Annotated in this window: 21 protein-coding genes; 11 read left to right on the top strand and 10 right to left on the bottom strand. The window is 46.6% G+C overall.

Going from position 1 to position 24,407, the window contains the following annotated elements:
* Window positions 1-51 precede the first annotated feature (51 nt).
* Both J2W69_RS07115 and J2W69_RS07110 read left to right on the top strand, forming a co-directional pair.
* Entirely contained in the window at window positions 52-372 is a 321-nt protein-coding gene (locus J2W69_RS07115; protein WP_310276015.1) for a hypothetical protein, read from the top strand.
* A gap of 55 nt (window positions 373-427) precedes the next feature.
* The gene (locus J2W69_RS07110) at window positions 428-1,750 is read left to right on the top strand and encodes an AmpG family muropeptide MFS transporter (RefSeq protein WP_310276013.1); all 1,323 of its coding nucleotides are present in this window, start codon (window positions 428-430) and stop codon (window positions 1,748-1,750) included.
* A gap of 29 nt (window positions 1,751-1,779) precedes the next feature.
* Here J2W69_RS07110 and J2W69_RS07105 read toward each other — a convergent pair whose 3' ends face one another.
* The 3 genes from J2W69_RS07105 to J2W69_RS07095 all read right to left on the bottom strand — a co-directional run bounded on the left by J2W69_RS07105 (window position 1,780) and on the right by J2W69_RS07095 (window position 3,518).
* The gene (locus tag J2W69_RS07105) at window positions 1,780-2,025 is read right to left on the bottom strand and encodes a helix-turn-helix domain-containing protein (protein ID WP_008897260.1); all 246 of its coding nucleotides are present in this window, start codon (window positions 2,023-2,025) and stop codon (window positions 1,780-1,782) included.
* A gap of 369 nt (window positions 2,026-2,394) precedes the next feature.
* The gene (gene erpA, locus J2W69_RS07100; protein ID WP_310276010.1) at window positions 2,395-2,736 is read right to left on the bottom strand and encodes an iron-sulfur cluster insertion protein ErpA; all 342 of its coding nucleotides are present in this window, start codon (window positions 2,734-2,736) and stop codon (window positions 2,395-2,397) included.
* 47 nt (window positions 2,737-2,783) lie between these two features.
* Window positions 2,784-3,518 carry a DUF6776 family protein gene (locus tag J2W69_RS07095; protein ID WP_310276009.1) on the bottom strand — a complete coding sequence of 245 codons (735 nt, stop codon included), beginning with the start codon at window positions 3,516-3,518 and terminating at the stop codon, window positions 2,784-2,786.
* A 57-nt stretch (window positions 3,519-3,575) separates the two neighbouring features.
* Between J2W69_RS07095 and J2W69_RS07090 the strand changes: the two genes are divergently transcribed.
* From J2W69_RS07090 to hemL, 4 genes are all read left to right on the top strand, one after another.
* Window positions 3,576-5,279 carry a chloride channel protein gene (locus J2W69_RS07090; protein ID WP_310276007.1) on the top strand — a complete coding sequence of 568 codons (1,704 nt, stop codon included), beginning with the start codon at window positions 3,576-3,578 and terminating at the stop codon, window positions 5,277-5,279.
* Window positions 5,279-5,710 (top strand): CopD family protein, encoded by a 432-nt coding sequence (locus tag J2W69_RS07085; protein ID WP_310276005.1) that lies wholly within the window; start codon window positions 5,279-5,281, stop codon window positions 5,708-5,710. Before J2W69_RS07090 ends, J2W69_RS07085 begins: the two co-directional genes overlap by 1 nt.
* A 90-nt stretch (window positions 5,711-5,800) precedes the next feature.
* Window positions 5,801-6,805, top strand: a complete 1,005-nt coding sequence (locus J2W69_RS07080) for an aspartate carbamoyltransferase (protein WP_310276002.1) — start codon at window positions 5,801-5,803, stop codon at window positions 6,803-6,805.
* A gap of 80 nt (window positions 6,806-6,885) precedes the next feature.
* Entirely contained in the window at window positions 6,886-8,172 is a 1,287-nt protein-coding gene (gene hemL, locus J2W69_RS07075; protein ID WP_310276000.1) for a glutamate-1-semialdehyde 2,1-aminomutase, read from the top strand.
* 5 nt (window positions 8,173-8,177) lie between these two features.
* Here the strand turns inward: hemL and J2W69_RS07070 are convergent, their stop codons facing one another.
* The 7 genes from J2W69_RS07070 to J2W69_RS07040 form a co-directional block, all read right to left on the bottom strand.
* Window positions 8,178-10,259: a winged helix-turn-helix domain-containing protein gene (locus J2W69_RS07070; RefSeq protein ID WP_310275998.1), complete on the bottom strand. Its 2,082-nt coding sequence runs from the start codon at window positions 10,257-10,259 to the stop codon at window positions 8,178-8,180.
* Window positions 10,260-10,326: 67 nt separating this feature from the next.
* Window positions 10,327-10,539 (bottom strand): hypothetical protein, encoded by a 213-nt coding sequence (locus J2W69_RS07065; RefSeq protein ID WP_310275996.1) that lies wholly within the window; start codon window positions 10,537-10,539, stop codon window positions 10,327-10,329.
* 92 nt (window positions 10,540-10,631) lie between these two features.
* Window positions 10,632-12,779: a winged helix-turn-helix domain-containing protein gene (locus J2W69_RS07060; protein ID WP_310275994.1), complete on the bottom strand. Its 2,148-nt coding sequence runs from the start codon at window positions 12,777-12,779 to the stop codon at window positions 10,632-10,634.
* Between the two features lie 17 nt (window positions 12,780-12,796).
* Window positions 12,797-15,058 carry a penicillin-binding protein 1B gene (gene mrcB / locus J2W69_RS07055; protein ID WP_310275992.1) on the bottom strand — a complete coding sequence of 754 codons (2,262 nt, stop codon included), beginning with the start codon at window positions 15,056-15,058 and terminating at the stop codon, window positions 12,797-12,799.
* Window positions 15,055-17,514 carry an ATP-dependent helicase HrpB gene (gene hrpB / locus J2W69_RS07050; protein ID WP_310275990.1) on the bottom strand — a complete coding sequence of 820 codons (2,460 nt, stop codon included), beginning with the start codon at window positions 17,512-17,514 and terminating at the stop codon, window positions 15,055-15,057. Before hrpB ends, mrcB begins: the two co-directional genes overlap by 4 nt.
* Window positions 17,515-17,709: 195 nt before the next feature.
* On the bottom strand, window positions 17,710-18,999 hold the full coding sequence (gene pepB / locus J2W69_RS07045) for an aminopeptidase PepB (protein WP_310275988.1): 1,290 nt from the start codon (window positions 18,997-18,999) through the stop codon (window positions 17,710-17,712).
* Window positions 19,000-19,078: 79 nt separating this feature from the next.
* Entirely contained in the window at window positions 19,079-19,888 is an 810-nt protein-coding gene (locus tag J2W69_RS07040) for a sulfite exporter TauE/SafE family protein (RefSeq protein ID WP_310275986.1), read from the bottom strand.
* Window positions 19,889-20,188: 300 nt separating this feature from the next.
* Between J2W69_RS07040 and dksA the strand changes: the two genes are divergently transcribed.
* The 5 genes from dksA (at window position 20,189) to panB (ending at window position 24,395) form a co-directional block, all read left to right on the top strand.
* A complete protein-coding gene (gene dksA, locus J2W69_RS07035; RefSeq protein ID WP_008897238.1) occupies window positions 20,189-20,638 on the top strand; it encodes an RNA polymerase-binding protein DksA in 450 nt (149 codons plus the stop codon).
* Window positions 20,639-20,640: 2 nt separating this feature from the next.
* Entirely contained in the window at window positions 20,641-21,534 is an 894-nt protein-coding gene (gene gluQRS, locus J2W69_RS07030) for a tRNA glutamyl-Q(34) synthetase GluQRS (protein ID WP_310275983.1), read from the top strand.
* A gap of 76 nt (window positions 21,535-21,610) precedes the next feature.
* Window positions 21,611-23,053, top strand: a complete 1,443-nt coding sequence (pcnB, locus tag J2W69_RS07025) for a polynucleotide adenylyltransferase PcnB (protein ID WP_310275981.1) — start codon at window positions 21,611-21,613, stop codon at window positions 23,051-23,053.
* Window positions 23,046-23,531: a 2-amino-4-hydroxy-6-hydroxymethyldihydropteridine diphosphokinase gene (gene folK / locus J2W69_RS07020; RefSeq protein WP_310275979.1), complete on the top strand. Its 486-nt coding sequence runs from the start codon at window positions 23,046-23,048 to the stop codon at window positions 23,529-23,531. Before pcnB ends, folK begins: the two co-directional genes overlap by 8 nt.
* Window positions 23,532-23,603: 72 nt before the next feature.
* Window positions 23,604-24,395 carry a 3-methyl-2-oxobutanoate hydroxymethyltransferase gene (gene panB, locus J2W69_RS07015; RefSeq protein ID WP_008897234.1) on the top strand — a complete coding sequence of 264 codons (792 nt, stop codon included), beginning with the start codon at window positions 23,604-23,606 and terminating at the stop codon, window positions 24,393-24,395.
* Window positions 24,396-24,407: the final 12 nt, after the last annotated feature.

The following is a 24,407-nucleotide window of genomic DNA, read 5'->3' as shown; positions in this document are numbered from 1 at the left end:
CTCTGAGCGCACAGAGCTGGCGCGGTGCCAGCTCTGACAGGGATCAGACCTATGTTAGAGCCCTTTATTGAACAAAAATCACGTCAGCTGATTTATTATCTTTCCCGTTTCCTGCGGGGCCGTCTGCCCCACAGAGAACTGCATTTGTTCGTCTGGGATACGCTGGAGGAATGGTCACAGTTTCGCGTCAGAAGCTGGCGGCCTGAAACTTTGCGTGAGCAAGTGTTTTGGCATTTGCTCTACCAGATCGAATACTGGTCAGAACCAGAACTGAAACAAAACCTCAGACTAAGGCGCGAGTTGCAGTATTGCCTGAGCTTTTTACATGGTTATGGTCAGTTGCCCTGCTATTGTGTCGGGGTAAGGCCTTGATCTAATTTATTGAAGCTGTAAGCTGGTCTCATTTATTCCTGCACGGACTGCCGTCTTGTCTGCTATTGCTGCTTTTTTTTCCTCATTACAACTGTACTGCCAGCGTCGGGTACTGACCATTTTTATTCTGGGTTTCTCCGGTGGCCTGCCGTTAATGCTGGTATTTGGTGTCTTGTCATTCTGGCTCAGAGAGGCTGGAGTATCGCGTGAACAAATAGGTTACTTCAGCTGGGTGATTATGGTCTATGCGATCAAATTTATCTGGTCACCTTTGATAGACCATTTAAGCTTACCTGGCTTGAAGCAATGGCTGGGACGCAGACGCAGCTGGCTACTATTGTCACAAAGCCTGATTATTCTGGCCGTACTTTTAATGGCAAGTATGGACCCACAAACAGAGCTGAAGTGGATGGCCTTGTGTGCTGTGTTGCTCGCCATCGCCTCGGCGACTCAGGATATCACTATAGATGCCTATCGTATTGAAGCTGCACCAGAGCGTTTGCAGGCAGTACTGGCAGCAGCTTATCTGGCAGGTTATCGACTGGCGATGATTTTCTCATCTGCCGGTACTTTATGGATAGCAGCGTTATTTAGTACGACTGAAACAGGTTATGATCTGGACGCCTGGCAATCTACCTATCTGGTCATGGCAGGCTGCATGGCTTTGGGTTTACTAACTACCCTGCTCTCTCCTGAACCTGTTGTTGAACAGCAAATCCATATCAATACGGCGAAGAACTCTGTCAGTCAAAAAATGCTGAACTGGCTTAAGGTGGCCGTAGTAGGCCCTTTTGTAGACTTCTTTGCCCGTCACGGCCTGAATGCTTTATTGATCCTGAGTTTAATCGCCTGCTATCGCGTTTCCGACGTGGTCATGGGGGTGATGGCCAATGTGTTTTATGTTGATATGGGGTTCAGTAAAGAGGAAGTCGCCAGCGTATCCAAAGTATTTGGTGTACTGATGACCTTACTTGGAGCCGCTTTGGGTGGTTTGCTGATCAACAGCTTTGGCATTTTACGTATATTGTTATTGGGTGCTGTGCTGAGCGCATGTACCAATTTGCTTTATTGTTACCTGAGTACCCAAGGGCACAACATTCCACTGTTAGTCGCAGTGATCTCTGCTGATAATTTAAGCGCTGGTATAGCAACCAGTGCTTTTATTGCTTACTTGTCCTCGCTAGTTAACTTAGCTTTTACCGCTACACAATATGCTTTGTTTAGTTCCCTGATGTTGTTATTGCCAAAGTTCCTTGGCGGGTTTTCTGGTGGCTGGGTAGAAGTGATGGACTATCAGGCCTTCTTTATCATGACAGCTCTATTGGGGATCCCAGCTATAGTGCTCTGTTTAATACTGATAAAAAAAACGCCGCACTAATGCGGCGTTTTTTTTCAGATAAAAGCGGATTAGGCTTCAATCAGAACTTGCTTTAACCCATCCATAGGATCTATGGCCAGAGCCTGGCAATAACGAACGTATTCAACAACATCAAGACGACGTTCCTGATTCTCCACCTTACCGATAAAAGAGTGCGGAGTGCCTAAAATTTCAGACAAACTACGCATGGTATGGCCTTTTTCCTGACGCTGACGCTTCAGCCATACACATAATCTTTTATTCTCATCTGAAATAACGCTTTTAGTACCTTTCATTTGTTGTTCTCCCGGCGTGCGAACGCCTTCTGTTTACGACTTAAACTTCCTGCCAAAAAAAATCCAAAAGCCTATGGGAATGTCCCAATAAGCAAAAAAAGCTTTTCATTAAACCATAGCTTGTTCAGAGCGTATAGTTACATGGTTGAAAAAATAACCACTTATCTCTGTTTTTTGTCGATTAATCGTTCCGTTAAAATAACAGGAACGAACAGTTTTGCTTACACTACAGAGCCCAATGCAAGCTGCTATCAGCTATGTTTCCACAACAGGTCTGACTGGCAGCTGAATGAAGTTTTTAAGGAGTGCAAATTAAAAAGGCCTCCGCACTGCAGAAGCCTCTTTCTAAGTCGCACTGATCTGAATGGACTAAACGGAGAAACTGGATCCGCAACCACAGGTTGTAGTTGCATTGGGGTTTTGCACAATAAAACGGCTACCTTGCAGACCATCAGTGTAATCCACCACACCACCTGCCAGATACTGCAGACTCATTGGGTCTACCACCATAATCACGCCATTTTTTTCGACCACCAGATCACCTTCGTTTACTTTTTCATCAAAAGTAAAACCGTACTGGAAGCCTGAACAACCACCACCTGTAATATAAACCCGAAGTTTTAACTCAGGGTTTTCCTCTTCGGTGACTAAAGCCAATACTTTACTGGCGGCAGCGTCGGTAAACTGAATAGGAAGCTGTAACTCTGACATATGTCCTCCGGTATAACTGGGCGCGGATTATCTAATACCTGACTAATTTATTCAAGTATTTCGCCGGGCTGTTCGGTTGGCCAGAAAAAGCTCTTATCGACCTTGGCTGACTTGGCCGAACGGGCTGCAGCAACCTTTAATGCCACATCCACTTTTTCCGGTTTAAAGCCTTCTGGCAAAGAAAACTCTCCTTCGATGATCTGGAAATATTTAAAGCTAAAAGCTTTGTCACTTTTGCTGAATCCGGCCAATTGCAACAGATCGATACTGTCTCGTTTATCACCGGCAAAGCCATTTAATTTCAAGTCGACAGAGCCCTTGGCAAAATTACGTTGTTTATCCTGCTGAATCAGCACCAGATTAAATCTGTACTTAGCAGAAGAAGAACCGGGACTGATGCTGAAGCTATCAATAATCAGGCTATCCGCCTGTAATTCAGGAGAAATAATACGCTGGTAAAAAGCCAGTTCTTTACGGGTATCAAACAGCTTTTGCTGTTCGGTTTTCAGCTCTTGCTGGATCAACTGCCCGGCACTTTTTTCTACCGCAAGCTCAGCTGTTAAGTAATCATTTTGTTTTAGCTGCTCATTCAGGCTGGCTGTCAGACTGTTGGTTTTTTTCTGACTTTCTTCCAGTTTGGACGACAGCACATTCACTTGTTTTACATAATAATAATTGCCAAACAACTGTCCGGCCAAAGCAGCAAGCCCCATCAGGCCCGCTGTTACCACCACCAGTCTCCAGCTGCCTTTGAGCCAGAGCATAAACTGCATACGATTCATCAACCTACTCAAATAGTTATGTTACACTTTGCCTATCCCAGACTCAGACACTATAGCATGTTACTACCAGCAGACTGGCAAGCAAAATTACGACTTCGGTTAGCTTTCCCTCTTACGTCAGTACAACTCTGCCTGCTGGCCATAGTGGCAGGTTTTTTAGCCGCATTCATCATTCTGCTGTTCCGTCTGACTATTATTGGCATCCAAAGTTTCTTTTTAGAACGCACTGATGATTTTTCCGGTATAGCTGAAGGCTATCGCTGGGCCTTGCCTTTTATTGCCGCCATTCTGATTAGCATTATGGCTATGCTGGTTGGGCTTTCACATTACCGCATGGGCATCGCCTATGTGATCCACCGCATAAAAACCCGCTATGGTGTTATGCCCTTCTGGAATACCTTTAACCAGTTTTTTGGTGGCATCATCGCCCTGACCAGCGGTTTTTCTGTGGGCCGCGAAGGTCCTTCTGTACATTTAGGTGCTTTTGGTGCCGGCTTGCTTGGGCAGTATCTGCGCCTGCCGTACAACAGCATCCGCATTCTGGCGGGTTGTGGTATAGCTGCCGCTATCTCGGCTTCATTTAACACTCCTTTAGCTGCAGTGATCTTTGTGATGGAAGTGGTACTGAGGGAATATCGTATTCATGTCTTTGTGCCTGTGATGCTGGCTTCTGTGGTCGGCGCTTTGCTGACCCGTGGCGTTTTTGGTATGGGCAATGATCTGGAAGCTTTAAAAATTGTCTCTATCAGCGGCTGGCATCTGCCTTATCTGGTGCTTTGTGGTATTGCCATAGGCGCAGCTGCTTATGTTTTTAACCAGAGTATCTGGCGTATTTTAAAATGGTTTCAGAAATGGCATTTAGCGCTGAAATTATTGCTCGCTGCAGCTATTACCGCAGCTGTGGGGCATCTGGTTCCTCAGGCTATGGGGGCTGAAACAGGCGCCATATTTTATGCTGTGACCGCCTCCACTGAGTTCTGGTTATTGCTGACTATATTACTGGCGAAATTTCTGTTGACCGTAGTAGCTGTAGGTCTGGCCGTGCCAGGAGGTGTGATTGGCCCTGTTTTTGGTATCGGCATTCTGGCAGGTACTTTATTGGCCTTTTTACCTGTGTTTGTATCGGGCGATGCCAGCTTATCCGGCACCTACGCCACTTTAGGTATGGCAGGTTTTATGGCCGCCACTTTACATGCGCCTCTGGCTGCTTTAGTCGCTGTGATGGAGCTGTCTTACAACCCGGATATTATAGTGCCCGCCATGCTGGTGATTACCTGCGCTTATGTCACCACAGTACAGCTGTTTAAAAACAAATCCATTTTTGTATTGCAGCTGGAATTACAACAACTGCCCTATAAGCTGGCACCAGCAGACAATGTGCTGCAAAAAGTCGGTGTGCTGGCGATGCTGGATAAAGACTATTTGCTGATAACAACCGCAGAGCAGCAACAGATTGAGCAAAAACTGACGGAAAAAGAAGCTCACCAGCTATTGATCCAATACACTGGTAATCCAGAACAGCCTTTCCTCCTGATCGATTATGATTTGGACGCATCCATGACAGGTCAGTCGACTTTATTGCATCAACCTATACAGGGGTTAAGTCATCAGGCCACTATGGCGGAAGTCCATACGCTTCTGGACGAACAAAAAGGCGGTGTAGTCTATATTTACGACCCACAACAACCCCAACAGCTGCTGGGTCTGATCCGCTGGGAACAGGTCCGCGCCCTTTTAACTAAACAGAATAATTTAATCTGATGAATACATTACTTGTCATTAAAGCTTTGCATGTCAGTTTTATGGTGGCCTGGTTTGCCGGGATTTTTTATCTGCCGCGGCTTTTTGTCTACCACGCAGAAACTAAAGATCCAGCCGTTGATGCCCAGTTTAAAGTGATGGAAAGGCGATTATTGTATTTCGTCACACCTTTTGCTTTGCTGACCCTGGTATTTGGCTTATGGCTTATTCATCTGTACGGCGCAGCCTGGTTTGCAGTCAGTAGCTGGCTGCATTACAAACTGATATTGGTGATTCTGCTTTATATTTATCATGGCTACTGTTTTAAGCTGTTAAGCGATTTTAAACAGGGCAAAAACAGTAAAAGCAGCAGATTTTACCGTCTCTTTAACGAGTTCCCGGTGCTGTTACTTTTTGCCATTATTTTTCTGGCGATTTTGAAGCCGCTCTAGGCTGATTTTAAGCGGCTTATTTGCTATGATACGCGCCGACTTTCAGCCAGTTCCGGCGCCCCCGCAACCTCTAGCAGATGAGCACCCAGTATGAGTTTTAAAGGCGAACATATCCTCTCAGTCAAACAGTTTGACCGCGACAAAATTCAGCAGGTTTTTGATATTGCCCGTAGCATGGAACCTTATGCCAAACGCCAGAAGCGCACTACAGTGCTCGACGGTGCCATTTTAGGTAACCTGTTTTTTGAGCCCAGCACCAGAACACGGGTCAGCTTTGGTTGTGCTTTTAACTTATTAGGTGGCGAAGTTCGCGAAACCACAGGCATGCAATCTTCCGCCTTATCTAAAGGCGAATCTTTGTTTGATACTGCCAGGGTGATCAGTAGCTACAGCGATGTGATTGCGATGCGTCATCCTCAGGCAGGCTCAGTGGCTGAATTCGCCGAAGGCAGCCGGGTGCCGGTATTAAACGGCGGTGACGGTGCCAATGAACACCCAACTCAGGCGTTGCTGGATTTATTTACCATTGAAAAAGAACTGGCGGCGTCACAGCAGCCGATAGACGGTATGCATATCGCCATGATTGGTGATTTAAAGTTTGGCCGTACAGTTCATTCGTTATCCAAATTACTGGCTTTATATAAAAACATTCAGTTCACTCTGATAGCGCCCAAAGAGCTGGCGATGCCGGACGATATAGTGTCCCTGATTGAAAACGCAGGGCACAGAGTGACAGTGACGGATCAGCTGGCTGGTAACTTAAACGCTGATATTGTGTATCAAACCCGTATTCAGGAAGAGCGTTTCCCTTCGCAGGAAGAAGCCAATAAATACCGTGGTAAATTCCGTTTAAATCAGGATATTTATACCAGGCACTGTAAATCCAATACGGTGATTATGCATCCGCTGCCACGGGATTCACGTATTGAAGCCAATGAGCTCGACAACGACTTAAACCTGAACCCTCATCTGGCTATTTTCCGTCAGGCGGATAACGGCGTTTTAGTGCGTATGGCTTTATTTGCTCTGACCTTAGGTGTGGATCAGTTAGTGACTAAATACGAACGCGAAGTGCCCTGGTACAGCAACAAGTAAGCAGAAAGCCAACTCTCATTCATTTTGAGTCGGGCTTTGCGCCCGGCCTTCTTTTAAAGGTTTAGTTTTAAGGATCTTTTATGTCCAGGTCAGAACAGTTATTTCAGCAAGCACAAAAAACTATTCCAGGTGGTGTAAATTCTCCGGTTCGCGCTTTTAAAAGCGTCGGCGGTACACCAGTATTTATCGACAGCGCTAACGGTGCCTATTTATATGATGTCGATGGCAAAAGATATATCGATTACATAGGCTCATGGGGCCCCATGTTACTGGGTCATAACCACCCTGCTATCCGTGAAGCTGTGATTAAAGCAGCTGAAAAAGGCTTAAGTTTTGGTGCACCTTGCCCTGCTGAAATCACCATGGCAGAAACCATCTGCGAATTAGTGCCCAGCATGGAAATGGTCCGTATGGTCAGCTCAGGCACAGAAGCCACCATGAGTGCCATCCGTTTGGCTCGTGGCTTTACCGGCCGCAACAGCATTTTAAAATTCGAAGGTTGTTACCACGGTCATGCCGACTCTTTATTGGTTAAAGCAGGCTCTGGCGCTTTAACTTTAGGTGTGCCGAATTCGCCTGGCGTCCCTGCTGATTTTGCCAAATACACCTTAACGGCGGAGTTTAATAACTTAGAGCAGGTGAAACAGATTTTCGCCGAACAAGGCGCTGACCTGGCCTGTATTATTGTGGAGCCAGTGGCAGGCAATATGAACTGCATTCCACCTGCCCCAGGCTTTTTAGAAGGTTTACGGGCACTTTGTGACCAGTACGGTGCTGTGCTGATTTTTGATGAAGTGATGACAGGATTCCGGGTGGCTTTAGGTGGCGCTCAGGCCTATTACAACATCAAACCTGACCTGACCACTTTAGGAAAAATTATAGGTGGTGGTATGCCGGTGGGCGCTTTTGGTGGCCGTCGCGACATTATGCAGCATATAGCACCTTTAGGCGGCGTGTATCAGGCGGGCACTTTATCAGGCAACCCTATTGCTATGGCCGCTGGTTTAGCTGCGCTGACAGAGATCCGTAAGCCTGGTGTCTACGATGTATTAACAGCCAAAACCACGCAATTGATTGAAGGTTTAGCCGCTGTAGCCAAAGAAGTGGGTATACCGCTGGCGACCACTCAGGTGGGTGGCATGTTTGGGGTGTTTTTCAGTAATGAAGCGCAAATCACCAATTATCAACAAGCCACCCAATGTGATATCGCAGCCTTTAAGCGTTTCTTCCATCTGATGCTGGAGCAGGGTGTGTATCTGGCCCCTTCAGCTTATGAAGCGGGCTTCTTGTCTATAGCTCATTCTGATGAAGATTTGGCTTACACCATAGCAGCGGCTAAACAAGCCTTTATTCAGCTGAAAGCCTAGAGCTTTTATTCAACAGGCTCAGGATGCAACCAGACAATGTCGGTATCCTGAGCCCTGAATTGCTGCACAAACACAGTTCCATTGTCAGACATCAGGGCCTGAGCTGGCTGCGCCAGGGGCCACTGCTGCTGTTGTTGTATCTTCCAGTCGTAATAATTTAATGCGGTGCCATAACCAGACAACCAATACAAACCTGTTGTTGTGCTGACCCAGGCTCTTGACTCTGTAGTACGCCAGTTGATCTGTACCGGCAGTGTTGAGATCTGGCCCTGCCGCCATTGCTTCACATAAGCAGAATCCTGCTGCTGCAATAACAAGCTGTGATCAGGCCCACACTGTACATTGACTACATCTTTTAGTACTTCACTAACCTTGCCTTGCCGCAATTGCTGCAAGGCCCAGCTTTGCTGCTTTCGGGTTACCCAATACAAAGTATCAGCACAGACCACCAAACTTTCGCTATTCAGCTTTTTTTGCATAAAAGGGGCTAACTGGCCTGCTGAGAAATGGTACAGCTGCCGATCAATCAGCAGTAATAATTTACCTTCAAACCATAATAATTGCCCAATAGCATGTTGTGTTTCGAATTGGCTGATTTGTTCTGTTACCTGCCCTTGTGAGCGCCAGAGTTGGGGTAAACCAGAACGTTCTGACACAAAAAAGTACTGATCCTGATGGGCCAGTAATAAATACTCTGATCTGTTGCTTTCAGCAAAAGGCAAAGTGATTATCTGGTTATTCTGCTCCTGCCATTCTAACCGACGTAAATCAGTGACGGCCTGAGCAGGATAAGCCGCTAACAATGACTGTTGCCAGACCGAGCTGTCTGCCAGGTTAAAGGTCATTTCACCAAAGACTCTGCTGGTTCCGGTACGCAAAGACAAAACCTGCAATTGCCTGGCAGACTTATTCACCAACAGCTCGTTGTCGCCCCACCAGGCCAGCTGATTGGCAGAAAAATCAAACTCTGTGATAGTACGCCAGTCTGATTCAGCCAGATCAAGCTCCAGCAAAGCCGAGTAACTATAGCCAGACTGTGCAATGGCATAGGCCTTTTTGTTTTTCACTATTAAATGACTGACACCACGCCAGTGGGCTGGAAAGGTCATTAATAAACGCTGCGAACTGTCCTGTTGCCACAACCAGAGTTGGCTTTGGCCTGTGGCCGGGTCCAGATCCAGCCAATACAATCCTTGCGGCGTCATAGCCTGACCAGAAGCTATAAACTGGTGACAAGAAAATAACGGGGTTGCAGCTTCGAATTGCTGCTGCACTGTTTTGCGCCAGAAAGCACATTTCTGCTGCTGTTGAGCACGAAACACTATGTGTTCTGTACCCAGCCAATGAGGCTGAGAAAGCAACTGAAACTGTTGCTGATCCTGACGGATTTGCATTGAAGCCAGTTGCTGGACCACCCAATGCCAATGGGCACTGCCAGCCGGCTGATGTTGAAACACCAGCAGCGATTGATCTGCAGATAACAGTGGGGTTTGTTCTTTACCATCCAGCGCGCTGACAGGTGTCAGTTGCAGATAACGAGGCAAAGTAGCTTTTTCATTCATTTTGCTAAGCAGCACGGCAAAAACAAAGCTGAAGAGTATCAGAACCAGGGTGCTGCCCCAGATATACCGGATACGTTTGAGCTTAGTTAATTTTTTATCGTGCCATTTGTCTATGGCTTGTTGGGTGCCTATTAAATCCAGAGGCGCAGCCGGAGCAGGCTCTGTATCAGACTCTGGCGGTAAAGCCACTGGTGCAACAGCAGCCAGCCAGCAATAGCCTTTTTTCGATAAGGTGGCAATATAAACAGGTTCTACTCTGCTGTCCTGCAAAGCCCGTCGCAGGCCCGCTATGGCTCTGGTTAAGGATTCGTCCGAGCCGGACCCCTGCCCCCATACCGCAGTTAAAAGATCTTCACGGCTTAGCACCAGATCTTTGTGATCCAGAAAAAAGTTTAACAACTTGTGCAACCGTGGTTCCAGGGTCAATACCTCCGGATCAGCTGAAGCTGACAGAGACTGTAATTGTCCTATAGAACGCAGATACCGCCATTGACCAAAGGTCAGGTAGTCTGCCGTAGAATGCATAAGGGTCCGCCTACATCACTAAGTAGGCGGATTATAACCAATTCAGGCTAAAAGTAGAGGATTGTAATCAGGCTGTTTTGCTGATTACTACTACCCTGGCACCTGATAACTGAACAGTATCGTTTTGTTCAGTGACATTAACATCACGGCAAACTGGCCAAGTTGGACAGAATCCAGCAATCTCAAGATTCAGGTTTTGCTCTGTAGCAGGGCTTTGCTCAGCAGCAAAAGAAACAGAAGCTAAAATACCTGCGGCTACAATTAATTTAATAGTGTTCATACTAAAGTTCCCATTGGGCTGGTTGAATTCGACCAACACAGTATCCACTTGAAAACTAAAGATAAACTGATGATTTATTTATAAATTTATGATTATTTTATGGTTGTCAGCTCCAGTTTTGCTATATCTATATCCAGTGTTTCCCCTACCACTACAAAAATAAACTGACCATCATGGCTTAATGAAAAACGGGATGAATAAAGCTCAGACTTTAAATCCAAAGGGGTAATTTGTTTGGTGTTATAAGCGTAAAAATACAGCTGGCTTTGCTGATCTTCATTAAAGCCGGAAAAATAAATACCATTGTCCCAAAGTACTATGGTTGCCTCTGCAATCATTAAACTCTGCAACTCATCCGGCAATATTTCTTCGCCCTGTCCAGATAATAAGCTAAACACACCTGTGGTTGCATTACGTTGTAGCTGATATTTCCCACTACGGCTTTGCAAAAAGAAATCTACATCTTGCATATGTAAAGTAACCTGCTGCATCGTTAAAGAATAATGCATTAACTGCCAGCGGCCTTTTTGGTAGGTAGTGTAAAACACGGAGTCTGTATCTTTGCCCCAGCTCATATTTTTTACTACTTCATCAGCCTTACTAATAAGCTGTGAGCCGCCCTGTAAATCAAATACCCAGACTTGCTGATCAACCAGTGCCAACAGTTGTTGTCCATCAGGAGAAAATTTTAAATCCGTCATCACCACCAGGTTGGTAAAGTGACTAATCATTTGCTGACGGCCATCAGGATAAAATAACCAAATTTGGAACAAACCTGTACGCTTAGACACTGCTGCAGTAGGTCCTTTATGGACCGGATTTTCTTCGACCAAACGTTCACTGCGGTTGGACTTAAAGACTACAAGATCTGACGGGGTAGTATTCAGCATTGGGTTATTCATTTTTTTTACATAATAGTTAGCATATGCACCTATAGAACCATACAGCTCGCCATTTTTACCCAGCAGTATTTCATAAGCGTGATTATCGGTAAGCGCTACAGTTTTTACAGCACCGGTCTTAGTATTTACCGCTTCAATACTCCATTTTTGGGCTGGGTAATAAATAAACTGATCATCAGGACTCCAGGCTATATCCCCTGGGTAGCTGTCTTTCAAATGCAAAAGTAAAGAAGTTTCACCACTGGCTAAATCCATTAACCAGATTTGCACTGAATGACTGGCCACATCCCGTAAAAAGGCAATTTTATCGCCACTATTAGAATAACGGGCAGTAAAATCCCCCATACCTGTATTGCTGGGTAAGACCAGTTGGGTTTTATTTTTTGTGACTAAATCCAAAGAATATATCGCCATACGCTGAGGGCTGCTTTCATCACTGGTGTAAATTAAAGAGCCGCCATCAGCAGCCCAGGATAAACGGCTGGAAACACTGCTTTTACCACAGTGGGTTAGCAGCTCATCTGTCCATTCCGACTGGCCTGGCAGCCCTAAAAAAGTCAATAAACGAATTTCGCAGGACTCTCTGTGTCTTAGCCGCTGATAAGCGATTGCCTTACCATCTGGCCTGAAACTGACGCCATAATCGTCGGCGTCACTATTGGTTAACTGCTGGCTTTGATGATTCATCAGGTTTTGCAGCATTAATACATGGGGGCTGTTTTTATCTTTTTTATAGCTGTAGGCTAAAAACTGGTTATCAGCGGATAAAGCCGGATAATATTCAAAACCATCTTTAGACGATACCGGGTTCCACTTAACAAAAGGCACCTGCTCATTGGCAAACTCAGTGTCCGGCCAGAATAACCAGCTGGCGAAAGTGGCTAACAGCGCTGTTGCAGTGATTAAACTCGCCCACCAACGCAGGTTTTTTTTCCTTTCCTCTGCAGTCAGTGGCTCTTCTGCGGCAGCGGGATCTCGGATAACAATCTGTTCCTGCTCTATCACTTTGGCAATAAAACGGTAGCCCCGTTTGGGGATAGTTTCGATATAACGGGGTGACTTGACGCTGTCGCCCAGTACATCACGCAAAATACTAATGACACGGGCAACACGACCATCTGTCACTGAGGTCATGTTCCAGACTTCTTTCAGCAGCTCTTCTTTACTAATCAAACGGCCCGGGTTCAGTAAAAAGAAGTTCAATACGCTTTGGCATAAATGATCGAGATTAGCCTGTTCACAGACTTCCATCCTGCTGTTTAGTTTTGCCAGCTTATCCAGCTGCGGCAAATACCACCAGTCTTCAACTTTTAACTGCTTTTCTGGCTTGAACGACATAAGTCAATAATTCCCGTTTATTCGCAATCCATCACTAGTGTCACACTGACCACTTTGGGCAATAATAAAGTTCCGTCACAATGATCGGCCACAGCCCGGCCTGTACTGACGGAAAAACGTCCTAAGGTCACATCTGGTGGTACAGCTCTGAACAAAGAGTTCGGAGGCACCATTCTGAAGTACTGGCTGAATAAAGTTAAAGCCCCGGAACCTCCGGTTAAACCTATAGATTTATTATCATCTCGTCCTAACCAGACAGTAACCGAGCTTTCATGTTCAAAACCAGTAAACCAGCTGTCTTTATGATCGCTGGATGTGCCGGTTTTCCCCGCAAAACGTATACCAGCAAACTGATTTGCTAAAGTTTTTGCCGTGCCGCTGCGGGTACTTTGCTGCATCGCATATTGCAGCAGGTAGTCTGCTTCTTCTGTAACTCTTTGTTGCACAATGTTTCTGCGCTGATAAAGCATAGTACCGTCTGTTTTAGTAATTGACTCTATACTGGCTAATTTTATGTAACGGCCTTTGTTGGCAATAACCTGATACAGCTGCGCTACTTCAGCCGGAGTCAGCTCTACAGCCCCTAAAAAGGCTGCAGGTTGCAGTTTTAATTCACGTTCAATTCCCAGACGCTGAAAACCATCTTTTAATGCAGGTAAACCCAACTTTAAACCTAAACGCACTGTTGGCACATTAAGTGATTCTGATAACGCCTGCAGCAAAGTAACCTGACCGCGAAACTTTTTATCAAAATTTTGAGGGCTCCAGCCCTTAGGATTGCCTTTCAGATGAATAGGGCTGTCATCGAGCATAGTAGCCAGACTAAACTGATTGGGTTTCGCCAGCGCCTGCAAATACAATACAGGTTTTACTATACTGCCAATCTGACGACGGGCATCTAAAGCTCTGTTATAACCGGCAAAATGCACAGCTTTGCCACCCACTATGGCTTTGTATGCACCGGCCTGATAATCCGTGACTACCATAGCAGCTTCCAGTTTGCTATCCAGCTCAGACAATCGTTGTTTTACTGTGTGTTCTGCCGCCAGTTGAGCCTGAGGATCCATATAGGTAAAGATTTTCATACCACTTTCAATGGTGGCCTGATCTGTCACCAAATCTTTCAGTTCACGTTTGACCGCATCCAGATAAGAAGGTGAACGGCCTTTTAAATGATGGCCCATAGGGATCACGGCCAAAGGTTTACTGACAGCTCGTGTATATTCGGCTTCTGATAACAACTTTTCGTTACGCAGCATTTTCAGTACCAGATCACGCCTGTCTTTAGCTCTGGCACCAAAACGACGTGGATCGTAATAAGAGGGGCCTTTTACTATAGCCACCAAGAGCGCATATTCCTCCGGCAATAACTCATTCAGCGGCTTGCCAAAATAAAACTTACTGCCCAAAGCAAAACCATGTACAGCATTGTTATGGAACTGGCCGATAAATATTTCGTTCAGATAAGCTTCAAGAATTTGATCTTTGCTGTAGCGGTAATCAAGGATCAAGGCGATCAGTGCTTCATTTGCCTTACGGATCAGCGTTTGCTCTGACGTCAGATACATATTTTTTGCCAATTGCTGGGTTAACGTCGAACCGCCCTGCACTGTTCTTCCCGCCTGCAGATTGGCCCAGAAGGCCCGCATCACAGACCAGACGGACACACCATGATGCTGATAAAAGTCACGATCCTCTATCGTCAATAAAGCGTCTTTTATATGCTCAGGCAGATCAGCCAGAAACACCATTTCTCTGTCTTCCCGCTCAGAGGACACCAGATGTTGCACCAACTGAGGCTCAATTCTGGCTTTTTGTACTGACTTTTTCAGCTGATGATCATAAATGTTATGCACTCTCTGACCGGCAAAAGACACAGTAAAAGCTTCTTCCTGATCATAACCATCGGCAAACTGAAAAGCGCGGCGGAATACGACCACTTGATCGCCATTCTGACTGTATTGCCCGGGGCCTTTGATCACATCTACAGCTCTGTATTGCAACAAGTCCAGTTCACTGACTAATTGCTTCTGCGTCAGACTTTTACCAGGTATTAACTCCAGACTACGGGCATACACCTGAGCTGGAAACTGCCATTTGTGGCTGGAAAACAAGGTGGTAATTTTGCTGTCCAGATAAATCAGATAAATAAATAAAGTGAGCAGCAACACCAGGCCTAATTTCAGCGCAAGCCACAGCATTTGCCGGGCAAACAGTGAGCCTTTGGTAGTTTTAGCAACTGGTTTTTTTCTTGGGGTACGGCTTTGTTTTTGAGTCATTTTTGCATAGCTTTTTTAGTTTTATTAGTCGGCATGGCGTCTGCAGGATTATCTGGCCAATAGTGTTTTGGATAACGACCTTTCATTTCCTTTTTCACTTCGGCATAACTAGTAGCCCAGAAACTGGCTAAATCCTGTGTCACCTGTAAAGGGCGACGCGCAGGCGACAATAAATGAATTTTCATGGCTAAACGCCCCTTTGCCACTGCAGGAGTATCAAGCTGACCAAACATTTCCTGAATTCGGATCGACAAAATGGCTTCTCCTTCGTCGCTGTAGTGAACAGGGATCATAGATCCCACAGCTGAACGCCAACTGTCTGGCATACAGCTATTTAGCAACTGCTGCTCTTTGTAGGTTAAACGTTGCCACAATAAAGCGTAAAGGTCTAACTTATTCAAATCATTCAGTTTTGTAAACTTTCCTAAAGCAGGCGCTAACCAGACTTCTGCGTCAGCCCACAAAGTGTTTTCATCCACCCCAGGCAACTGATGTTCAGGCATATAAACTTGCATAAGCTGCAGCCTGTAACGCAATTGCAGGGCTTGTTCAGTCCAGGGCAAGACCTGCAAACCTTGTTGTTTTAACCAGTCCAGCCAGGCCTGTTGTTGTTGTGTTTCTGTCAGTTTGGCATGCAGAGGTTTACGCTCCAGTACACAACTGCCGAGCGTTAAACGTTGTTCTGCGATAAAACGTCCCTGCTGAGCATCAAAACCCAGATACTGCTGTTGTTGTAAATCAGCCTGCCATTCCTGCATCAGCTCCGCCAGACTCCAGCGCGCCGCCAGACTAATTTGAGTACTATGACCAAAATACAAATCACAGATCACCAACACTTCAGCACCAGACAAAGGGCTGTCCGGAAATAACAAAGCTCCGGCGCTGTTAGTCAGCAGGTAACCCTTGCCTCGCAACAAGGCTATTCTGTCAGGGAAAGCCCGGCTTAATAACACGGCTGTTAAATGCACAGGTAAATAAGCACAAACTTTGATCTGGTTTTGCCGGGCTAATTGCTTTGCCTGTTGCAACAAAGCCCCGTACAAAGGTTGCTGCAGCAACTGGTCAATGTCCTGCTCACGGCTGCGATTCGGATTTTCCAGCAGAGTAGCCAACACCACGGCCAACCAGCCAGCCCCTTGCTCACCTTGTTGTTCCAGTTGTTTGCCATGCAGCACTAAAGCAGCCAATCTGGGTTCAGTACCAGTGGCTAACAACTGCCTGCCAAAGTCGGTGATTTGGCCTTTGTGAGTGATGGCTTTAAGTTGTAATAACACCCAGGCCGCTGATTTCAGATTGGCCTGGGGGGGCTGATCCAACCAAAAGAGTTGCTCTGCTGAACAGCCCCAGGCCGAGATTTCCAACAACAGCGAGGTTAAATCCGACTGCAGTATAGAAGCTGGGGTAAAAGCAATTCGTCGTTGCCATAATTCAGCGCTGTCGATGCGATAACAGATCCCAGCCGATAAACGCCCGGCCCGACCCGCTCTTTGAATAGCGGCGGCCTGACTGATAGCTACAGTGTCGAGCCTGGTTAAACCATGTTTTGGATGATACAGAGCCTGACGACACAAACCTGAATCCACCACCACCTGAATACCTTCAATAGTCAGACTGGTTTCAGCAATATTTGTCGTCAGTACCAGTTTACGCCGCCCTGCCGGACTTGGCGCTATGGCTTGCTGCTGCTCAGCCAAAGTTAAAGCACCGGATAAAGCATAAATATCTAAATGGCTGTCCGTATTCTGTTCCAGCAACCAATCTCTGGCCTGATTAATATCACGCTGACCCGGCAAGAAGGTCAGAATACTGCCCTGATGTTTTTGGCTGGCTTGCAGACTTAATCTGGCACTTTGTAACCAGATGGGTTCGGATGTCGGAGCCTGATACAGAATATCGACCGGATAACTGCGACCTTCACTGCAGAGTACTGGCGCATCTAAAGCCGCAGCGAGTTTTTGTTGATCCAAAGTGGCGGACATAATCAGCAGTTGAAGTTTGCTGTTAAGCTGCTGTACTTCCAGTGCCAAAGCCAAAGCTAAATCGGCCTGCAGGGAACGTTCATGGAATTCATCAAAGACAATCAGGTTTATGCCTGTAAGTTCTGGATCCTGTTGAATTTTCCGGATCAACACACCTTCTGTGACTATCAACAGTCGGGTATTTTTGCTGAAACTTTTTTCATGGCGGATTTGATAGCCCACCTGCTGACCCACTGCTTCATTCAGTTGACTGGCCAAATAACTGGCAATACTTTTAGCCGCCAGCCGCCTGGGTTCCAGCAGCAACATAGTTTTTCCGGCAAAATCAGCGTGTTTTAATAAAAACAGCGGCAGATAGGTAGACTTACCTGCACCGGGCGGCGCAGATAAAATCACTTTATTGTGCTGCTTCAGGCTTTGGATCAGTGCCGGGCAAATCTCTGCAACAGGTAACAAATCAGATCTCTTAAAAAACAAAAAGCAGCCTTATCTTAGCTGCTTTTTCGGTTGAACCGATACCCTTCTTACTTGAAGCTGCTGCTTTGTTGACTTCGGTATCTCGCCCCAGTTACATAGGTAAACTATGCTCCTGGGGTCTCGAACACTTGTCGCCTCGCCGCAACTCCAATTACTTTGGGTATACTTCTGTCTTTAGCAGCAATGTGCCAAAAATCATTCCTGGCTTAGCGTTTGCGCCACTAAACGGATGCCCATACCTGTAGCGCCTGCGGCCCAGAAGCCATTGGCTGAGTTATGAAAAGCAGCTGCTAAATCTAAATGCACCCAGCCTTTGCCATCATTAGGCACAAAACGGCTTAAAAAACCTGCCGCATTGCTGGCTCCACCTGTACCACCACCTTTCACCGCTCTGCTGTTGGCGGTATCAGCATAAGGTGAAGGACACTGGCCCTGATGCCATTTCTCCAGCGGTAATTGCCATGCACCTTCCTGCACTTGGTCGGCATAACCTAATACCCGATTTGCCAGTGCTTTATCCAAAGCAAAAACTGCATTGTATTCAGTACCTAAAGCACTCATTGCTGCGCCGGTTAACGTAGCAGCATCAATAATAAGTTCAGGTGCCGCTTCTGCTGCTTTTTGTAAACCATCAGCCAGTACTAAACGGCCTTCAGCGTCTGTGTTCACGATTTCTACAGTGACGCCGTTTTTATAGGTCAAAATATCACCAAGTTTAAAAGCACCACCTGAAATCAGGTTTTCGGCACAGCATAAAATCAGCTGCACTCTTTTGTTTAAACCCTGCATGATCGCCAAAGCTAAAGCTGCTGTGACAGTGGCTGCACCGCCCATATCACATTTCATAGTCACCATGCCTTCGCTGGCTTTAATGGAATAACCACCCGAATCAAAAGTAATGCCTTTGCCCACTAAAGCAGCAAAAACAGCAGCCTCAGCTTTGCCTGTTGGGTTGTAATCCAGCACCAACATGGCAGGAGCACGATCACTGCCACGGCCCACCGCATGAATACCTACCCAGCCCTGTTCTAACAAGGCTGAGCCTGCAATAATTTCGCTGGAAACAGTACCTGCAGGCGCTACTGAACTGACAAAAGCCGCAGCCTGTTCTGCTAAAGCCACAGGAGCTAAATCTTCAGGTGTCTGGTTAATAATGGCTTTAGCCCAACTAAAGGTCTGGTGCAATTGCTGCAACTGTTGTTGTTCAGTTTCAGTGCCTGTCCAGCCGATAGCGCCCAACTTTTTCGCGTTACAAAACCCTTGATACAAAGCCCACTGACTATCGACAGTCCAGCCGTCACCTGCCAATTGAAATTGTTGAATACCTAAAGCATCCAGTTGACGACCGGCTTTTTGTACAGCTCGTAAATCAGCAGCTTTTACATGCAGCTGATAGCCAGTTGCGTCTGGTGTCAGCAGCACATTTTTGCCCCATTTGGCCTCAGCTGCAGCAGTACTTAAACGAATTTGGATCAGATCAGACATAGTGTTTATTCTCTTCATTTCTGGATATAAAGTCCGGATAACCTATGGGCCCGAGTGTATCACAAGCCTTCACAGCCCTTTAAGAGGTTAAGACGCTGTGCAACATTTTAGCGCTTAACAGGATAAGCAAGGCGGCAAATACTTTCTTTAAAGTGGCCACTGGTAGACGGTGCGCCAGCGAAGCGCCAAGGGGCGCAGTAAAATAACTGACAGAAGCTATCAGCAGCATAGCAGGCAAATAGACATAACCCAGACTGTAGTCTGGCAACTCAGCGCCCGCTGAAGCACCAGCAAGGAAATACCCTAGCGTACCACTGATGGCTATAGGTAAACCTACGGCGGCAGAAGTGCCAATGGCCTGCTGAATTTTGACATTACACCAGGTTAAAAAAGGCACGGTCAAAGAACCACCACCTATAGCCACTAAAGCTGATACGCCACCAATAATCAGACCCGTCAGGCTAAAGCCAACCAGTCCGGGTAGCTGTCGGCTGGCTTTGGGTTTAACATTCAGCAGCATTTGCACTGCAACATAAGTCATAAAACAACAGAAAAATATCGCCAAAGCCAACGAAGATAAAGCAGCGGCCAGATAAGCCGCAGCCACAGTTCCTGTTAAGATAGCCGGAGTTAACTTCCAGACCACAGGCCATAACACAGCACCATGCTTCTGATGACTACGCATACTGGAAAATGAGGTGACAATAATGGCGGCCATCGAAGTGGCCAGTGCCATATGCACAGACAATTCAGCCGGAAATTGTTGTGTTAAAAATAAAGCCGTCAGCACCGGCACCATAATACCACCACCGCCAACCCCTAATAATCCGGCAAAAAAACCTGTTGCTGCGCCCAGCAGCAAATAAGCAATAACCCATTCAATGGCCATATCAGCACCTGTACCTCAGAAAAAGAGCCTTACTTTAACAAACTAAAGCAATAAATATCTTCTGTTTTGAATAAGTTAACAGATGCAGCAAAGAACAATACTTCCCAAGCTGGCTTTGGGCGGTTTAGAGTGTTTCTTTTCTAAACCAGCCAAATTTGTAGACAACAGGAAAAAAGGTGACGCAGGCAGTTCTGCTCTGTATACTTCGGCGGCTTTTTTAATAGTGATTGCAGCTGTCATATTTTTCTGCTATCACTAGCCGCCAACTTTTTGCTTGGCACTGTTTTACAGGAGATGATCATGCCAGAAGGCAAAACCGTAAAAACCTTGGGACTGTTAGCCCTTGCTGGCGTAGAGCCATATCAGGCCGCGCAAGGCGAAGAATACATGAACCCAAAACAGCTGGACCATTTCCGCCGCATTCTGGACGCATGGCGTCAACAGTTACGTGAAGAAGTGGATCGCACCAAAAACCATATGGCCGATGAAGCTGCAAACTTCCCGGATCCAGTGGACCGTGCTGCTCAGGAAGAAGAGTTCAGTCTGGAATTACGTGCTCGGGATCGCGAACGTAAATTACTGAAAAAGATTGAAAAAACTCTGCAGAAAATCGAAGACGAAGACTTTGGTTACTGCGACACCTGCGGTATCGAAATTGGTATCAAACGTTTAGAAGCCCGTCCTACTGCCGATATGTGTATCGACTGTAAGACACTGGCTGAAATCAAGGAAAAACAACTGGGCGGTTAATTATGCCTGTTGTACCTCCTGCTTACAGGGGCCGGTTTGCGCCATCGCCATCCGGCCCTTTGCATTTTGGATCCCTCATTGCTGCTGTGGGCAGCTATCTGCAAGCCAAATCCCAACAAGGCCAATGGCTGGTGCGGATGGAAGATATAGATACCCCCCGTATGCAAGCTGGTGCAGCCGACAGTATTTTACGTACTTTAGAGCGTTATCAGTTGTTATGGGATGGCGAGGTCTGGGTGCAAAGCCAGAGATTAGACCGCTACCAGCAGGTACTGGAACAATTAAAACAGCAACAACTCACCTACGCCTGCAACTGCAACAGATCCCGTATTCAAGGTCTGGGGCAAGGTTATGATGGGTTTTGCCGTGACAAAAACCTGACCGAAGGCCCCCTTGCATGGCGTTTAAAAGCGCCTGCGACAGCATTAAGTTTTACCGACCAGCGGGCTGGTGAAATACAAATTCCGGCCACTCTTGCCGCAGAAGATTATATTTTAAAACGCCGTGATGGCTTATTTGCCTATCAGTTGGTGGTAGTGGTGGATGATATGGATCAGGGCATCACAGAGGTGGTGCGTGGTGCAGATTTAATTGACCTGACCACCAGACAACAATCGCTGTTTCATTTACTTGGCGCAGCAGCACCTGATTACCTGCATTTACCTTTAGCAGTGGTTGAACCAGGTTTTAAACTCAGTAAACAAAACCATGCACCAACAGTTGAATTCTGGCCTGTCAGCGAGACTTTAACTGCTGTTTTGCGTTTTTTGGGCCAACCGCCGCCAGCGGAATTAGCTGGGGCAGATGCCAAAGAATTACTGGCCTGGGTTGCTTCTCACTGGCAAATCAGACAAATACCCAGACAAACCGAACAAAAAGCTACAGATTTTCTATAAAGCATAAGGCCGCACATTCTATTTTTCCGGCTGCTGCGGTATCATTAGCCGCTTTTTTCATCGAGTTCATTTATAGATGCTCACAAGGAGTACTGCCATTATTTCGCGAGTCCTGGATTTTTGCCGCCGCACCCTTGGCAGCAAAAGCGTTGAGAGCGTTGCTCAACCCAAAAAAAGCCGTCAGTCCATTCTGCCAGAGCTGAAAAAAATCTCACGTGATGCTCATTCTGTGTCGCGTAAAGACATCAGCCCCAATGCACTCAAGGTGTTATACCGCTTAAAAGATGCGGGTTATGAAGCCTATCTGGTAGGAGGTTGCATCCGTGACATTCTGCTTGGTTTAAAACCAAAAGATTTTGACGTGGTGACCAATGCTCACCCTGAACAAGTTCGTCAGGTGTTTAAAAACAGCCGTCTGATTGGCCGCCGTTTCCGTTTAGCTCATGTGGTGTTTGGCCGTGAAGTCATTGAAGTGGCGACCTTTCGCGGTCACCACACAGGCGATGATGAAACCAGCCCTAAAGCCAGCCAGAGTGATGCAGGCCAGATTTTACGCGACAATGTGTATGGCACTATTGAAGAAGACGCAGAGCGCCGCGACTTTAGCATCAACGCCTTGTACTATTCTGTCGCTGACTTTGCCATTTACGACTTTGCCAATGGCATCGAAGCCATAGCGCAGCGAAAAATCGAACTGATTGGTGATCCTGAAACCCGTTACCGTGAAGATCCGGTGCGGATGCTGCGTGCAGTGCGTTTTGCCACCAAGCTGAATATGGACATAGCGCCAGGCAGCAAAGAGCCGATTAAAGAACTGGCGGTATTGTTGAAAAACATTCCGGCCGCCCGTTTATTTGAAGAATTCCTCAAGTTATTTATGGCAGGCAAAGCCTTTGATAACTTTGTGATGCTGAACGATTTGGGTATTCTGAAACAACTGTTACCACAACTGGCCAAAGTATTAAAACAGGACAGTAGCGGCAAAGTATTTAACCTGATCACCAAAGCCATGCAGGATACGGATCAACGCATTGCCATTGATAAACCTGTGACTCCGGCTTTCACCTTTGCCGCTTTGTTATGGTATCCGGTAGAACAACGCGCTGAAAAATTGCTGGTTGAAAGTGGCTTAAACGAAGTCGACGCGCTGAACATTGCGATGATGGAAGTGCTGGACGAAGTGCAGCGTTCTATCGCTATTCCAAAACGTTTTAGCCTGACCATTAAAGACATCTGGTTCCTGCAAAGCCGTTTAAGTAAACGCGCTGGTCGTCGCGCCTTTAAATTGCTCGAACAAGTGAAATTCCGTGGTGCTTATGACTTCTTACAACTTCGGGCTCAGGCTGAAGGTGGCGAATTGCTGGAATTAGCGAACTGGTGGCAACGTTTCCAACAGGACGACGAAGCAGGCCGTGAAATTTTAGTACAAAACCTCGGCAAAGAAGGCATTGAACGTCGGCCACGTCGTCGTCGCCCGCCAACTAAACGCCGCCCACCTGGCCCTGCAGCCAATGGCTGATACGCTAGCGTATATCGGGCTGGGAGCTAATTTAAACCAGCCTGTGCAACAGTTAGAACGGGCTGTTTTGGCCTTGCAGCACATCAAAGACACTGAACTGGTGCAGGTCTCTGGTTTTTATGGCTCCAAACCTATGGGGCCACAGGATCAGCCGGATTACGTTAATGCCGTAGCTTTGCTGAGCACCCGCTTATCTGCCGACGACTTACTGACCCGGTTACAACAGATTGAACTGGAACAAGGCCGGCAGCGCAAAGATGAACGCTGGGGGCCTCGTACTCTGGACTTGGATATTCTGTTGTTTGGTGATGAAAGTATTCAGACAGAACGTTTAACAGTGCCGCATTACGGCATGAAGGTGCGTGAGTTTGTGCTTTATCCGCTGGCAGAACTAAACTTAAGCCTGATGTTACCTGATGGTACCTCTCTTACAGAATTACTGGCCACAGTGCCTTTAAACGGTCTGAGTCGTCTCTGATAACTTGCGCGCCTCATGGTTTTATGCCATGGTGCGCCCCGAATTATTCCCTTGTGGTCGGATGAGAGAAAAATGGCAAAAATTACCACTGCTCAATTGCTGAAGTTGAAACAAAAAGGCGAAAAAATTACCGCCTTAACGGCCTATGATGCCAGTTTCGCTAAATTGTTTGCCGATGCCGGTGTTGAAGTCATTCTGATTGGTGACTCTTTGGGTATGGTGTTACAGGGCCATAGCGATACTCTTCCTGTGACCACAGCTGAAATTGCTTACCACACCCGCTGCGTCCGCGCTGGTGCGCCTTTGGCTTTTGTCATTGCCGATATGCCTTTTATGAGTTACGCCACAGTGGAACAGGCGATGCAAAACGCCACACCGCTGATGCAGGCTGGCGCCAATATGGTCAAACTCGAAGGCGGTGACTTCTTATTACCCACCATCAAAGCTCTGACAGAACGTGGTATTCCGGTTTGTGGTCATTTAGGCTTAACCCCTCAGTCTGTGCATGTATTTGGTGGCTTTAAAGTGCAGGGCCGCGATGAACAGGCCGCTGATTTAATGGTGCAGCAGGCCATTGCTTTGCAGGAAGCCGGTGCTCAGCTTTTGGTGGTTGAATGCATTCCGTCTGCTTTAGCTGAACGTATTTCCAAAGCACTGGTTATTCCGGTTATTGGCATAGGTGCGGGTAAAGAAACGGATGGTCAGATTTTAGTGATGCATGACTTATTAGGCATCAGCTCTGGTTATATTCCAAAATTCTCAAAAAACTTCCTGCAGGAAACCGGTGAAATAAAACAAGCCATCGGCAAATACATTCAGGATGTGAAACAAGGCCAGTTCCCTGGTCCGGAACATAGTTTCTAAAGGTCGGTTTCT

This window comes from Rheinheimera soli (genome assembly GCF_031457405.1).
In the GTDB taxonomy this organism is placed as follows: Bacteria; Pseudomonadota; Gammaproteobacteria; order Enterobacterales; family Alteromonadaceae; genus Pararheinheimera; species Pararheinheimera soli_A.
Note: the sequence above shows the minus strand (reverse complement) of the source record. Positions and strands in the feature narration are given on the sequence as shown.